Below are 13557 nucleotides of genomic sequence, written 5' to 3'. Positions count from 1 at the left end.
CATGACGAGAAACGGCGCCATCGCGAGGTGGCGCCGTTTTCCGTTTCGGTGATGGCTGTAAAGGGATTCACGGCGCCGAGGCCGCCCGTTCCCGCCGGGCCAGTTCCAGGAACAGGTCGATGGTCCATTCCGCCGCGCCCTGCCGCTGGCCAGCCCCGAGAGGCGCCGGCGCGTTCGTCACCGCGTCCACCAGGAACCGCGTCTCCGGCAGGGCCTCCAGCGCCAGCCCCTCCGCCCGCGCCGGTCGTGCCGCCGCCACGAGCGCCGGGGCCAGAAGCCACAGCTTGCGCCCGGACGGCACCACCGCGCGACGCGCCACCGGGTCTTCCACCGCCCGCCCGATCTCGGCATAGAGCACGCGGGCGGCCTGGATCGCCGGCCGGCAGCGGCGGGGCAGCCGGTCGATGCCCGGCCGCGACCGCGCGTACAGCCCATCCGCCTCCGCCAGCAGCCGCGCCACCACGCCCTGAAGCGCCGGCGTCGTGGCGGGCGCGGCCAGGAAGGCGTCAGGATCGAGCCCCGCCTCGCGCATCCAGGCGCGCGGCAGGTAGAGGCGGCCGCGCCGGGCGTCTTCTCCCACGTCGCGGGCGATGTTGGTCAGCTGCATGGCCACACCCAGGTCGCAGGCCCGCGCCAGCACGGACGACTCCCGCCGCCCCATGAGCAGCGTCATCATCGCGCCCACGGTTCCCGCCACCCGCGCGGCGTAGGTGCGCAGGTCTGCGAGTGTTTCATAGGAGCGACCCTCGGCGTCCCAGGCCAGCCCCTCCAGCAGCGCGGCAGGCAGCGCCGGCGGGATGGCATGGGCGGCCAGCGTCGCGGCGAACGCCCGATCGCAGGGGTGGTCGAGCGGCCGGCCGGCGGCGGCGCGCTCCAGCCGGGCGCGCAGGCGCACCACGGCGGCGGCGGGGTCCGCGCCCTCGTCCACCGCGTCGTCCGACGATCGGCAGAAGGCATAGAGCGCATAGGCCGGCCCGCGCAGGCGCGGCGGCAGCAGAAGCGACGCCGCATAAAAGGTGCGCGACCCGCCGCGAATGGTTTCGCGGCAGGCGGCGAAGTCGGCGGGGCTTGCCAGCGGCTCAGCGGACGGTCGACGCATGGGGCACCACCTCATCCAGGATCTTGGCCGACGACAGCACGCCCGGCAGGCCGGCGCCCGGGTGGGTCCCGGCGCCGACGATGAACAGCCCGGCCACGTCCTCGCTGGCGTTGTGGGGGCGGAACCAGGCGCTTTGCGTCAGCACCGGCTCCATGCCGAAGGCCGCACCGTGCCACGCCTTGTAGCGGTCGCGGAAGTGAACGGGCGTGGCGACGCGGCTGGCGCTCACATGCGCCGGCAGGCCGGGCAGCACGGTCTCCTCCAGCCGCTTTTCCACCGCCCGACGGTAGGCCTCCACCCGCTCCGCCGACCATGTCTCCCCGCCCGAGAGGTTGGGCACCGGAGACAGCGCATAGAAGGTATCCCGCCCCGGCGGCGCGAGGCCGGGATCGGTGGCGGTCGGGCGGTGGAGGTAGAGGCTCATGTCGCCGGCCAGCGCCTTGCGGCCGAAGATGTCCGTCAGCAGACCCTTGTAGCGGGGGCCGAGCACGATGGTGTGATGGTCCACTTCCGGCCACTGGCGGTCCGTGCCGAAGTACCACAGGAAGACGCCCATGGACTGCCGCGCCCGGCGGACCTTCGCGTCCGTCCATCGCCGCCGCGCCTCCGGCTTCAAGAGCCGTGAATAGGTCCAGGCGGTGTCGGCATTGGAGACCACCACGTCGGCGGCGATGGCCTCGCCGTCCGCCAGCACCACGCCCGCGGCCCGGCCGTCGCGGGTGATGATCTCGGCCACGTCGGCCTTCAGCCGCACCGCGTTCCCCTGCCCTTCGATCAGCCCCACCAGCCCGCGCACGATGCTGTGCGTTCCGCCCATGGCGAAGTGCACGCCGTCGCGGCGTTCCAGATACGCAATCAGGCTGTAGACGCAGGTGACGCTGAAGGGATCGCCGCCGATAAACAGCGGATGAAAGCTGAGCGCCGTGCGCAGGCGCTCGTCCTTCACGCAGGACGCCACGTGCCGCCACACACTGCGGTGCGCCCCCATGCGGATCAGGTCCGGCAGGCATCGCAGCATGTCGGCCGCCGAGCCGAAGGGCACGGCACCCAGCTTTTCGAAGCCGACGCGGTAGATGTCGGCCGCTTCCCGGAAGAACCGCTCGTAGCCCGCCACATCGGCCGGTGCCAGCCGTTCCACCTCCACCCGCATGGCGTCGGCATCGGCGGAGGCGGCGAAGGTCGCGCCGTCGTCAAAGCGGATGCGGTAGAAGGGGTGCATGGGAACAAGCGTCACGTCGTCGGTCAGCCGCCGGCCGCACAGGCTCCACAACTCCTCCAGCAGGAAGGGGGCGGTGACAATGGTCGGCCCGGCGTCGAAGACGTGGCCGTCCTGATGGAAGACGTTGGCCCGGCCGCCGGGCTGGTCCAGGCGCTCCAGCACCGTCACCCGGTATCCCCGCGCGCCGAGGCGCACCGCCGCTGCCAGTCCGCCGAACCCCGAGCCGATGACGACGGCGTGGGGGCGCATGTCAGCGGCCGGATATGCGGCGGAAAGATCGCGGGGCGGCGGCATGACGGTCATGGCGGACCTCCGTTGACGGCCGGAGGCGCGATCTTCCCCGGCAGGACGCCGGCCTCGCGTGCCGTCTCCAGCAGCAGGGCGACAATGGCCCCGGGCCGTTCCTCGTGAACAAGGTGCCCGCCGCTCTCCTGCACCAGCAGCGTTGCGCCCGGCACGCGCCCGGCGGCGCGGCGGGCCTTTTCGGGCGGGATCATGCGATCGTCGCGGGTGGTGACCAGCGTCAGCGGACAGCGAAGGTCCGGCAGCGCCCGCTCCAGCCCGTGCAGGTCCCATCCGGCCATCATGCCCAGCGCGCCGGCGACGTGGCCGGGCTTGCGGAACAGGCGCAGGTACAGTTCCTCGCCCCGCGCGCCGATGGTCGAGCCGGTCTCGGACAGCATCCGGCGCACGCGGGGTTCCTCGGCACGCATGGCGAACAGGCGGGGCGTCAGCGGGTTGACGAACAGAAGCTTGGCGAGCGACGGGAACAGGTGCCCCGCCACGCCGTCGAACCCCACCAGCGCCCCGTTCAGGCTGACCAGAAGGTCGGGACGGACACGCCCGTCCAGGGCCATGCGCACGGCGATGGCCGCGCCGGCGGAGTGGCCGACGATCATCGCCGGCGCCACCTCCAGCCGCCGCAGCAGATCGGCCACCGCCGCCGCCATGCCGCCCAGGGTCAGCCGGTGGAAGGGCAGCGGCTCGGTGAACCCCTGGCCCGGCAGGTCGGGGGCGATGACGGTCATCTCGCGCGCCAGCAGGGGCAACACGTCACGCCAGGTGTGGGTGGAGGCGCCGGTGCCGTGCAGCAGCACCACCACCGGTCCCTCGCCCGCCCGCTGTACGTGCCAGCGCAGGCCGGCGGCGGCGACAAAGCGGCTGTGTTCGCGGTTGGGCCAGTCGCGGCCGTCGCGGTCCCAGTCCGGGGCTTCAGGCGGGAACAGCATGGCCGCCCTCCTCTCCCGCCGCGCGGGCGGCTCGGGACAGGGTCGCCGCGTCGGCGTGCGGCAGGGCCAGATAGCGTGCCGCCATGGCCGCCGCCAGCGCCGCCGCCAGCGCCTCGGGCCGGGTGGCGGTGTCGACGACAAGGCAGGCGGCGCCGGAGGCCCGCAGCGACCGGGCGGCGGCCTCGGCCTCGGCGGCGGCGGCCCGGCGGCCGCCCTTTCCGTCCCGGCACACATTGGCGCGGCCGTCGGTCAGCACCACCACAACCGGCCGTTCGCCGCGCCGCAGGGCCGCCTCCACTTGCGCCAGCGCCGCGTCCAGACCGGCGGCCAAGGGCGTGCCGCCGCCACCGGGCAGCGCCGAAAGGCAGCGCCGGGCGCGCGCCAGCGACCGGGTCGGCGTCAGAAGAAGGTCGGCGCCCGTTCCGCGGAAGGCGATGACCGCCACCCGGTCACGGCGCACGTAGCAGTCGGCCAGCAGCAACTCCACCGCGCCCTTGGCCTCCGCCAGGCGCGCCACCGCGGCGGAGCCCGAGGCGTCGACGGCGAAGATGGTGGTGGTGCGCGTGCGCGGATTGGTCCGCTGGTGGCGGAAGTCCTCGGCCCGGATGCGCAAGGGCTCGCCCGGCGCAGCACCCCGCAGCCGCTGCCAGGGCGCCGCCGCGCGCAAGGTCTCCACCACCGCCAGACGCGCGCCCGGCGGCGGTGGCCCGGCGCGGATGCCGGCGGGACGCCCCGGCCCCTGTGCGCGCCGCCTGACCGGCGTGCGGCCGACGGACGGCCCGGCGGCCTGAAGACGCGCGGCCGTCTTCAACTGTTCCAGCAGGCCCGGCGGCAGAACGGCTCCGGCGGCCTCCTGCCCGTCGCCGTCACAAGCCTCGCCGCCGCCCGCCCCGTCCTGGTCCGGCCGCGGATCGTCCTCGCCCGGCGCCTCCGGGGGCTGATCGGCCTCCGGCTCCGCCTGGGGAAGGCGCGTGGCGCGGGGGGCGAGCACCAGCATGGCGGCACGGGCCACATCGGCCTCCGCCACCGCGGCGCGCCCGGCCAGTGCCGCCGCCGCCCGGGCGGCACGCACAGCCAAAAGCGGCGCGCGCAGCGAGTCTGCACCCAGCGCCACGGCCGCCGCGCTCAGCGCCTCCACCACGTCGTCGCCCACGGATACCGAACCCAGCCGTGCCCGCGCCGCCGCAACGGCCGCCGCGTCGGGCACGACTGCGGGCTCGGTGGGACGGAAGGGGTGCAGATCGAGATGCAGGGCCAGGCGATCGGCGAGTGCGGGCGGCACGGCCTCGTCGTCCGCAGTGCCTTCATCCAGCGCCACCACGCCCAGCCGCGCCGGCGCCTCCAGCGCCAGCCCCTCGCGCGCGGCCCGCACCCGGCCTTCGTCCAGCACGGCCCGCAGCCGCGCCGCGACGCCCGCCGACAGACGCTCGGCCATGGGAACCACCACCGCGCCGCCATGCGCCCCGGCCAGCAGTCCGGCACGGGCGACGGGACGGCCGGCACGCAGGGTGGCCGGCAGGTCAAGGCCGCCGAGCAGGCCGTCGTCGGAAACATGCGCGGGGATGCGCCGCATCGGCGCCGCCTCCGGCAGACGCTCGCGGAACAGCCGCAGCCAGCGCTCACGCACCGGCCCCGGCGCCGCCCGCAGCACCGCGCCGCCCAACCCCGCCGGGTCGACGGCCAGCAGGGCGGCGGCGTAGGCGGCATCGGCCCAGCACAGGCCGGCCCCGCCGGGGGCGGCGGCGTCGGTCATGGCGCGAAGACCTCCTCCACCGCGCGCGCTACCCGGGCGCCGGAGCCCGCCTCGTCCAGCGGGTCGCGGCGCAGGCGGTGCCCGAGCGCCAGGGGCGCCATGCGCCGCAGGTGGCCGGCGGCTACCGCCGGCGCCCCCTCCAACGCGGCCAGGGCGCGGGCGCTGCGCATGAGCGTCAGTTCGCCGCGCAGGCCGTCGGTGCCCAGCGCCAGGCACAGGGCGGCGGCCTGCTCCAGGGCATCGTCGGGCACGGCCACCGCCGCCAGCCGGTCCCGGGCGGCGACGACGGATGCGCGCGTCTCGGCCTCGGCCGCCGCCCAGGCGGCGGCGAAGGCGGCCGGGTCGCGGTCGAAGGCGTCGCGGCGCTTGACCACTGCCACGCGCGTCTTGACGTCGCGCGGCGTGCCGACGTCCACCGCCAGTCCGAAGCGGTCGAGAAGCTGCGGGCGCAGTTCGCCCTCCTCGGGATTGCCGCTGCCCACCAGCACGAAGCGGGCGGGATGACGGACGCTCAGGCCTTCGCGCTCGACCACGTTCTCGCCCGAAGCCGCGACGTCAAGCAGCAGGTCCACCAGGTGGTCCTCCAGCAGGTTGACCTCGTCCACGTAGAGGAACCCGCGATGGGCCCGGGCCAGCAGGCCGGGCTCGAACGCTTTTTCGCCGCGGGTCAGCGCCCGCTCCAGGTCCAGGGCGCCCAGCACGCGGTCCTCGGTGACGCCCAGCGGCATGTCCACCACCGGAACCGGGGCGGACACCGATGCCGCGGCACCGCCGCGGCACCCCGGGCAACCGGCGACGCATGGTGCCGGGTCGGCTGGATCGCGGTTGTAGCGGCACCCCTCCACAACGGTCATGGACGGCAGCAGCCCGGCCAGGGCGCGCACCGCCGTCGACTTCCCCGTGCCCCGGTCGCCGAACACCATGACGCCGCCCACCGAGGGATCGACGGCGGCGACCAGCAGGGCGGTCTTCATGGCCTCCTGGTCGACGATGGCGGAAAACGGATAGCGCGAGGGCGCCGCCGCGGCGGACGGAACCGACGCCGCCAAGCCGGATTGGGCCTGGGCCGGAGCCGGGGCGAGAGAGGCGGCTGTCGGCATGGGAACTCCTCGCATCAATGGCGTTGGATCGCTCTATGCCCCGAGTATGGCCCTCCATCATAGTTGACGTCAACATTTCGTTACACACAACCAAGTCTTGCGCCCGCTACACACATAAGTCGCATCAAGGCTGCGCTCTTGGCCGAAGGTACGGAGGCACCACCCATGATCGCTTTCGCTCTACGACCCTTTATCCCGCTCTGCACAATCGCCCGGATTAGCGGCCGCGGCACATGTGGGTGATGGAAGCAATTGTGTCTCGCAGCGTCGGCTCTCGGCCCTGTAGGCTTGCCCAGCGTCCAAAGAAAGAGAAGAAGGCATCCATGCGGAAGGCCCCGGCACCACCGGCACACCGGCCGGCGAGCACCGCCGACCGCGCCTCCAGGTCAACGGAGACCGCAACACCCGCGGCCGTCGCACTGGTGGTCGGATCGGACGAGGAAAAGGCGTCCGAAAGCGCGGCGCTCGGCGGTGGGCGCTTCACGGTTCGACGGATCGTCGGCCCGGGCGATATGTCGACCGTCGACGATGGACACCGCGTTTTCGCCGTGGTGATCGAAGGCCGCGGCCGTCTGCGGCGCCACCTCGCCTCGGCGGCGGCGGCGGCGGCCGAGGCGTTTCCGGCCGCGCGCCTTCTGCTCGCGGTCGAGCCCGAGGAGCTGGAATCCGAAACCGTGGCCACCCTGGTCGCCGACGGCGTGGCGCACCTGGTGGCGCCGCTGCCCCTGTCGCTTGCGGACCTGACGGCGGACCTGCACCGCCTGTGGCTGCTGTGGCATATAGACGCCGCCGGCGCCGCGTCCGACATGCCCTCGGGCGGCGGAAGCGCAGGCGCCACCGCCGACGGCGAGCCGCTGATGGTCGGCGACGGGACCGCCATGCGGGAGGCCTTCGCCCGCATCCGCCGCTTCGCCGCCACCGACGTGCCGGTCCTCATCACCGGCGAGAGCGGCACCGGGAAGGAACTGGCCGCCCGCGCCATCCACGAACGGTCCGCCGTCGCCGGCGGCCCCTTCGTCGCCATCAACTGCGGCGGCATTCCCGCCGACCTGGTGGCGGCGGAATTGTTCGGCCACGAAAAGGGCGCCTTCACCGGCGCCCACCAGCGCCGCCCCGGCCGCATCGAGATGGCCGACGGCGGCACGCTGTTCCTGGACGAGATCGGGGACTTTCCCATGCACCTGCAGCCCCACCTGCTGCGCTTCCTGCAGGAGGGCACCTTCGAGCGGGTCGGCGGCCTGGAGACCCTGCGCATCAACACCCGCATCATCGCCGCCACCAACGTGGACCTGGAGGAGGCGGTGGACTCCAAGACCTTCCGCCGCGACCTGTTCTTCCGCCTGAACGTGCTGCGCCTGCACCTGCCGCCCCTGCGCGAGCGCGGCGACGACGTGACGCTGCTGGCGCGCTACTACATCGATCGCCTGCGCCACGCCCATGGCAAGCCGCTCGCCCGCCTGACGCCCGAGGCCCTGGTGGCGATCCGCAACCATCCCTGGCCAGGCAACGTGCGCCAGCTCATCAGCGCCCTGCGCCGCGGGCTGACCCTGTGCCGGCGCGGCCGCATCACCAGCGCCGACCTGGGCCTGAACGACGATCCCGCCGCCGGCTCCGAGGCTCCGCCTCCGTCCCTGGAGGCCGCCCGTGCCGAGGCCGAGAAGGCCGCCGTGCTGTCGGCCATGCGCCATGCCCACAACCGGCCCAGCGCGGCGGCTGAGACACTGGGGATCTCGCGCGTCACGCTCTACAGCCTGATGAAGAAGCACGACCTGGCCCGCCGGTTCGAGTTGAAAACCCGCCGATGACCCGCCACCCCACCGCCCCGTTCAGAAGAGGTTCCGCGATGACGGCCATCAGACCGTTGCAGACAGGATCCCTGGTTACCCTCTCCCTCGCCCTGGCCGCCTGCTCCGGCACGCCTGCGCCGACGGCGGCGGGCGGCGGCGCGGGCGCCGCGACCGGCACCAGCACCGAGGCCGTCTACGCCCGGCTGGCGGCACAGGAAGCGCGGCTTGCCGCGCAGGCCGCCGAACTGGAGCGCCAGCGCCGTGAACTGGAGGCGCAACGCCAGGCCTTGTCCGACCTTGTCCTGGCGGCACAGACCGGCCGCGGCCTGACCGTGCCGCCCCGCGCCGCCGAGCGCCCACAGCGCGCCCCGGCGCCGCAGGTGGCCCAGGCCCAGGCCCAGGCGCAGGCACAAGCCCCGGCCGCGGCACCGCAGGCGCCGCCGCCGAACGCAGCGGCGGAAGAAGGCTCGACGGCGCCGGGCGACGCGCCGCAAAGCACGGTGCGCGAGGTCGACCTGGCGGTCATCCGCGACCAGGGCGGCGTGCTGACCCCCCAGGGCACGGTGATCGTCGAGCCGGAGATCGAGTTCTCCACCTCGTCATCGAACCGCTTCTTCTTCGAGGGCGTGGAGATCGTCGAAGCCGTGCTGTTCGGCGTCATCGAGGCGACGGAAACCGAGCGCGAGCGCGCCACGGCCGCGGTCGGCGCGCGCTACGGCGTGACGGACCGGCTGGAGGTGGACCTGCGCGTGCCCTACACCTACAGCAACGACCGCACGATCACCACGGCCGTCAACGCGCTGCCCGGAGAGGGCGGCGTCCGCGATCTGGAGGGCTACGGCATCGGCGACGTGGAGGCCGGCGTCCACTACCAGTTCAACGACGGCGCCGAGGACTGGCCCATCTTCATCGGCAACCTGCGCATCAAGACGCCCACCGGGCGCGGCCCCTTCGACGTCGACCGCGACCCGGAGACGGGGCTGGAGACGGAGTTGCCGACCGGATCGGGCTTCTGGACGGTGGAGCCCAGCATCACCGCCCTGGTGCCGGCGGACCCGGTGGTCATCTTCGGCAACCTGGGTTACGCCTACACGCCGTCGAGGGATGTCGACCTGCTGATTCCCAACCCCGGTGCCGTGGATACCCCCACCCGCATCGGCACCGTCGACCCAGGCGATTCCATCGGGCTCAGCTTCGGCGTCGGCATCGGCTTCAACGAGCGGTTCAGCATCAGCCTGGGCTATGAACACGACTACATCTTCGGGACCGAGACCGAAGTGAACGGCGTCACCACGAAGGGCGACGACGCCCACTCCGCCTCAATGCTGCTGGGCGGCAACTATCGGTTCAACGACCGGACCTCCGTCGACCTGCGCATCGCCGCCGGACTGACGGAGGAAGCGCCGGACACCCGCGTCACGCTGCGGGTGCCCTACCGCTTCCCGGTGGACTGACGGGGCCGCCCCGACTCAGTCTCCCGGGCTCAGGTTGGAGATGAAGTGGAGCGACAGCGTGTTGGGGGCCGTCGAACTCGCCCCGCCGCCTCCGCCGCCGGCATTGCGCGGCTGGGGCCGTCGGGGCGGCTTGGGAACCTCGTCCCACAGAACGACGCCCACGCGCGTTTCCAGCAGGCCGTCGGTCAGGACCGAGAGGCCGTTGCCCCGCGCCTCTCCCAGGGCGTCGGTGGAAACGGCGGCCGTGTCGAAGGGGTCACCGCCGCCGTCATCGGCACGGGCGCCCGACGGGGCCGTCACCGCCCCGGCAAGCGAAAGCGCCAGTGCGGCGGCGGCGACGGATGCGCCGGCACCCGGCTTTCGGCGGGCGCGGCGGCGGGGAACGGATCGCTTGGGCATGGGCGACTCCTGTCTGTATCCCGACTCTCTACCTCCTGGAACTCTCTCTTACTGTCTTATTGTTTTTCACCGTCGTGCGCGGGTGCGCGGCCCCGTCAGGGCGATGCGGCGCGCATCTCGCGCAGAATACCCGACAGCGCGCGCCCGGTCTGCAGCGCGCCGAGGCGTTCGCGGTAGTTGGAAACCCGGATGTTGACCTCCAGCCGGGTGCGGATCGCCTGGTTGTCCAGACGGTTCAACACGGTTGACCCGCCGAGTCCGGCGGGATCGTGCAGCACCGTCAGGCCGTCGGCCGGGCGCCAGGCCACGCCGCCGTTGGGCAGGTCGGCGATGGCGTTTCCCGCCGCCCCGGCCGCGCTGCCGACGGCGGCCCCGGCGCGCGTAAGGCGTCCCCCCACCGCCTGGAACCGCGAGGTCAGGTCCAGTCCCTCGTCCAGCGCCGTGTTGAGCGCGACGCCGATGTCGAAGTCGAACGCGCCGATCCGCATCCCCCCGCGCGTTTCGGCCAGCGTCGCGGCCTTCACCGGCGCCACGCCGGCGAAGGGCGCGGGATCGGCGGCACCCGCCGCACCCGGCACCAGCGCCAGCGCCCCGGCGGCGGCCATGGCCGCGGCGATGCATCGAGCGGAGACAACGCGGCGGACAAGAGCGGCGGTCATGGCGGACTCCTTTCGGCTCACCAGGTGTTGCCGGCGCGGTAGAGGCTGGCCGTGAACGTCGCCAGCGCCGTGCGCGGCAGGGCCTTTCCCAGAGGCGCCCCCGGGGGCAGCAACTCCCACTCGGGATCGCGGTTGAAGCTGGCCTGTCCGATCGGGATGTCGTCGGTGATGACGAAGGCGATCCCGTTCCACATGGCCTTGAACTCGTCATGCGGGATGCGGCGCAGCCCGCGCGCGGGATCGCCCACCAGCACCGTCTTGGCGTCCAGCCCCTTCACCAGCACGAAGTGGCGGTAGCCGTCGCTGTCGATGAGCGCGATGGTGGGCAGGCGGGCCGTCGCCAGACGCTCCAGCGGCACGCGGTAGCCGTCGGACCCGATGCCCAGGCGCGCCAGGTACTGCTTCATGTCCAGCAGGGAAAACCCCAGGCGCTCGATCCGGGCCCGGTCGCCGTGCTCGTACATGCTGGAAAAGACGTCCAGTTCGCCGCGCTCGATGCCGTAGTGATACGTCAGCAGGGAGGCCAGCGCCGCCGAGCCGCACGAGAAGTCGTGCTGCTGGCGGAAGACGGTGGCGAACTTGGCCTCGTGCATGGTGCGGGCCGGCACGCGGAAGGTCCCGCCCAGCCCGACGCCGCCCAGCACGACCTCGCCGGCCGAGGCGGACGGGACGGCGGCGGGTGCCGCGGCGAAGCCGAATGCAAGGGCGGCCAGACCCATCAACGGCGCGTATCGCATGAAACCTCCGGCATCGGCTCAATCAAGGAAGATGTTGTACTGAACGCTTGTCTGGAAGGTGTTGAAGTTGCCCGTGTTGAAGTTGGAAATGGTCAGGCCCCGGTTGTCCGAGACGCTGTTGCCGCCAAGCGCGCCGTTGACGGTGGGCGCGGTGATGGCATTGCCGGCGATGGTGCCGCGCTGGTCGGACAGGTTGACGCCGACATCGCCGGTGATGGTGGTGTTCTGTGTGCCGCGCGCGGTGGCCAGCGTGTCCGCCTCCACCAGCGGTGCACCGCCGAACAGGGCGGACGCCTGGGCGCCGTCGGCGAGCGCCGGGGCGGACGCGGGCGCGGCCAGAAGGCCGGCGAGCGCCAGCACGCGGGCGGCGACGGCAGTGCGGTCGATAAAGTGCGACATGTCCAGCATCCTCGTCATGGCGGGCCGATGAAGCGACGGTCGGTCCGCGACCGGCGGGGGGTGGGCCTGCCCCCGCCGGTCGGGCCGAACGGCCGATCAGTCGCCGATGCGCGAGTTGATGGACACGCTGTTGTTCATCGCCGCGACGCCGGTGTTCATGTTCAGCTGGCTGATGCCGCGCGAACCGCTGATCTCGGTGTTGCGGATGTCGCCGGTCATCACCGAGCCACGGCGATAGACATCGCCCGACAGGCCGCTGGTGGTCGAGGCGTTCAGCGCGGTGTCGTTCATCGCGACGCTGCCCATGACCAGGTTGGCACCGGCGCCCAGGGTCGGGGAGTCGGTGGTGTTGTAGCTGTCGATGGTCTTGTAGGCGTCGGCGACGCTGTTGTCGGTGTTGAAGCTGTCGTTGGTGCTGTTGTCGTCGTTCGAGTTGAAGCTGTCGTTCGTGCTGTTGTCGTCGTTGTCGGCGCTGTTGAAGCTGTCATTCGTGCTGTTGTCGTCCGCCGAATTGAAGCTGTCGTTGGTGCTGAAATCGTCGTTGGAGCTGTTGTCGCTGTTGTTGGTGTTGTCGGTGTTGAAGCTGTCGTTGGTGCTGTTGTTGTCGGCCGAGTTCCAGCTGTCGTTGGTGCTGTTATCGCTGTTGTTGCTGAAATCGTCGTTGTCGACCGTGCTGTTGTCGTCGTTGGAATTCCAGCTGTCGTTGGTGCTGTTGTTGTCGGCCGAGTCGAAGCTGTCGTTGGTGCTGTTATCGCTGTTGTTGCTGAAGTCGTCGTTGTCGACCGTGCTGTTGTCGTCGTTGGAGTTCCAGCTGTCGTTCGTGCTGTTGTTGTCCGCCGAGTCGAAGCTGTTGTCGTTGGTGTTGTTGCTGTAGGCATTGTTGTCGTCGCCGATGAAGGCGTCGTCCTGGGCGGCGTTGCCCGGGCCCGCTTCGGAGTTGGCATCCTGCGCGATGGCCGGCGCGGCGGCCAGCAGGGCGAAGGACGACACGGCGGCGAGCAGAACGTGCTTGACGGTCATTGGGGCTCTCCTTGAAGAGGTTGGTCTTCGGATCCTGCCGAAGGCCGGCGGGCCATCCCGCCGTCACGGCCATGCCCCTTCCATCAAGGATCGTGCCACTGCCACGGATTCGCCGAATCCCGGGGTTTTCCGCGGGCTCCGGCCGATGGCGAGGCCGCCTCCGTTCGCGCCGCTTAACGCCGCCGCGTCATCGGCCACCGCGGCTGCGCCGCAGACACAGGAAAAGCCGACCTTTTCGCTCCGTCCGGAAACGTCAAGAACGCTTAAACCCTTGTGTACACACAAGAAAGGCGCCCTTTGGCAAGGACGCCTTTATCGCGGTTTCAAGCACATGAATGGATGACCCGGGCTGCGCCGGATGGCTGAGGCGGCCGGCTAGAAGCCACCTCCCTTGGTGACGAGCTTCGGCGTCGTCAGCTCGATGATGGGCGTCAGGCCGATATCCTGGTTGATGTCGCTACGGCTTGTGGCGAAGCCGGCCCTGCCCGCATCGGCGTAGGTGTCCAGATCCCCGACATCGCCGCCGCCCGTGCGAACCTGGGGACGCATGAGCGGCCGGATCGGCGCGGCGGGACGGGCGGCCTCGGCCTCCGTCAGCGGGGCGGTGCCGAAGGGGGAGTCCGCGGCCTCCTGCGCCGATGCAGCGGCGGAAACGGCAAGGCCTAGGACAAGGAGGATCAATGGGCGCGACATCTGGAGCAT

At 72.0% G+C, this 13557-nt stretch carries 13 protein-coding genes; 2 read left to right on the top strand and 11 right to left on the bottom strand.

Annotated elements, in window-relative coordinates:
* Window positions 1-67: 67 nt before the first annotated feature.
* From C882_RS01005 to bchI, 5 genes are read right to left on the bottom strand one after another with little or no spacing between them, the layout of a single operon-like run.
* Window positions 68-1099, bottom strand: coding sequence for a phytoene/squalene synthase family protein (locus C882_RS01005; protein WP_009538660.1), 1032 nt, complete (start codon window positions 1097-1099; stop codon window positions 68-70).
* The gene (locus C882_RS01000; protein ID WP_009538659.1) at window positions 1080-2621 is read right to left on the bottom strand and encodes a phytoene desaturase; all 1542 of its coding nucleotides are present in this window, start codon (window positions 2619-2621) and stop codon (window positions 1080-1082) included. Before C882_RS01000 ends, C882_RS01005 begins: the two co-directional genes overlap by 20 nt.
* Window positions 2618-3547: an alpha/beta fold hydrolase BchO gene (gene bchO, locus C882_RS00995; protein WP_009538658.1), complete on the bottom strand. Its 930-nt coding sequence runs from the start codon at window positions 3545-3547 to the stop codon at window positions 2618-2620. Before bchO ends, C882_RS01000 begins: the two co-directional genes overlap by 4 nt.
* On the bottom strand, window positions 3531-5300 hold the full coding sequence (locus tag C882_RS00990) for a magnesium chelatase subunit D (RefSeq protein ID WP_009538657.1): 1770 nt from the start codon (window positions 5298-5300) through the stop codon (window positions 3531-3533). Before C882_RS00990 ends, bchO begins: the two co-directional genes overlap by 17 nt.
* Window positions 5297-6400, bottom strand: coding sequence for a magnesium chelatase ATPase subunit I (gene bchI, locus C882_RS00985; RefSeq protein ID WP_009538656.1), 1104 nt, complete (start codon window positions 6398-6400; stop codon window positions 5297-5299). The genes C882_RS00990 and bchI overlap by 4 nt, the downstream gene beginning before the upstream one ends.
* A 323-nt stretch (window positions 6401-6723) precedes the next feature.
* On the opposite strand from bchI, the gene C882_RS25345 reads away from it, so the two are divergent.
* Window positions 6724-8205, top strand: coding sequence for a sigma-54 interaction domain-containing protein (locus tag C882_RS25345; protein ID WP_160166758.1), 1482 nt, complete (start codon window positions 6724-6726; stop codon window positions 8203-8205).
* Between the two features lie 38 nt (window positions 8206-8243).
* Window positions 8244-9641, top strand: a complete 1398-nt coding sequence (locus C882_RS00975; RefSeq protein ID WP_009538654.1) for a transporter — start codon at window positions 8244-8246, stop codon at window positions 9639-9641.
* Between the two features lie 15 nt (window positions 9642-9656).
* On the opposite strand, the gene C882_RS00970 is transcribed toward C882_RS00975, so the two are convergent.
* The 6 genes from C882_RS00970 to C882_RS00945 all read right to left on the bottom strand — a co-directional run bounded on the left by C882_RS00970 (window position 9657) and on the right by C882_RS00945 (window position 13557).
* The gene (locus C882_RS00970) at window positions 9657-10040 is read right to left on the bottom strand and encodes a hypothetical protein (protein ID WP_009538653.1); all 384 of its coding nucleotides are present in this window, start codon (window positions 10038-10040) and stop codon (window positions 9657-9659) included.
* Between the two features lie 95 nt (window positions 10041-10135).
* The gene (locus C882_RS00965) at window positions 10136-10699 is read right to left on the bottom strand and encodes a hypothetical protein (protein ID WP_009538652.1); all 564 of its coding nucleotides are present in this window, start codon (window positions 10697-10699) and stop codon (window positions 10136-10138) included.
* A 17-nt stretch (window positions 10700-10716) separates the two neighbouring features.
* Window positions 10717-11436: a C39 family peptidase gene (locus tag C882_RS00960; protein ID WP_009538651.1), complete on the bottom strand. Its 720-nt coding sequence runs from the start codon at window positions 11434-11436 to the stop codon at window positions 10717-10719.
* 18 nt (window positions 11437-11454) lie between these two features.
* Entirely contained in the window at window positions 11455-11835 is a 381-nt protein-coding gene (locus C882_RS00955; protein ID WP_009538650.1) for a hypothetical protein, read from the bottom strand.
* 96 nt (window positions 11836-11931) lie between these two features.
* Entirely contained in the window at window positions 11932-12855 is a 924-nt protein-coding gene (locus C882_RS24500) for a hypothetical protein (protein ID WP_009538649.1), read from the bottom strand.
* 375 nt (window positions 12856-13230) lie between these two features.
* The gene (locus tag C882_RS00945) at window positions 13231-13557 is read right to left on the bottom strand and encodes a hypothetical protein (protein WP_009538648.1); all 327 of its coding nucleotides are present in this window, start codon (window positions 13555-13557) and stop codon (window positions 13231-13233) included.

Source organism: Caenispirillum salinarum AK4 (assembly GCF_000315795.1).
Taxonomy (GTDB): domain Bacteria; phylum Pseudomonadota; class Alphaproteobacteria; order Rhodospirillales; family Rhodospirillaceae; genus Caenispirillum; species Caenispirillum salinarum.
This window is presented reverse-complemented; position numbering and strand designations above follow the sequence as displayed.

Bases quoted from the DNA above. Each gene is read 5' to 3' on its own strand.
- C882_RS01005 (WP_009538660.1), bottom strand. From the start codon at position 1,099: ATGCGTCGACCGTCCGCTGAGCCGCTGGCAAGCCCCGCCGACTTCGCC.
- C882_RS01000 (WP_009538659.1), bottom strand. From the start codon at position 2,621: ATGACCGTCATGCCGCCGCCCCGCGATCTTTCCGCCGCATATCCGGCC.
- bchO (WP_009538658.1), bottom strand. From the start codon at position 3,547: ATGCTGTTCCCGCCTGAAGCCCCGGACTGGGACCGCGACGGCCGCGAC.
- C882_RS00990 (WP_009538657.1), bottom strand. From the start codon at position 5,300: ATGACCGACGCCGCCGCCCCCGGCGGGGCCGGCCTGTGCTGGGCCGAT.
- bchI (WP_009538656.1), bottom strand. From the start codon at position 6,400: ATGCCGACAGCCGCCTCTCTCGCCCCGGCTCCGGCCCAGGCCCAATCC.
- C882_RS25345 (WP_160166758.1), top strand. From the start codon at position 6,724: ATGCGGAAGGCCCCGGCACCACCGGCACACCGGCCGGCGAGCACCGCC.
- C882_RS00975 (WP_009538654.1), top strand. From the start codon at position 8,244: ATGACGGCCATCAGACCGTTGCAGACAGGATCCCTGGTTACCCTCTCC.
- C882_RS00970 (WP_009538653.1), bottom strand. From the start codon at position 10,040: ATGCCCAAGCGATCCGTTCCCCGCCGCCGCGCCCGCCGAAAGCCGGGT.
- C882_RS00965 (WP_009538652.1), bottom strand. From the start codon at position 10,699: ATGACCGCCGCTCTTGTCCGCCGCGTTGTCTCCGCTCGATGCATCGCC.
- C882_RS00960 (WP_009538651.1), bottom strand. From the start codon at position 11,436: ATGCGATACGCGCCGTTGATGGGTCTGGCCGCCCTTGCATTCGGCTTC.
- C882_RS00955 (WP_009538650.1), bottom strand. From the start codon at position 11,835: ATGTCGCACTTTATCGACCGCACTGCCGTCGCCGCCCGCGTGCTGGCG.
- C882_RS24500 (WP_009538649.1), bottom strand. From the start codon at position 12,855: ATGACCGTCAAGCACGTTCTGCTCGCCGCCGTGTCGTCCTTCGCCCTG.
- C882_RS00945 (WP_009538648.1), bottom strand. From the start codon at position 13,557: ATGCTCCAGATGTCGCGCCCATTGATCCTCCTTGTCCTAGGCCTTGCC.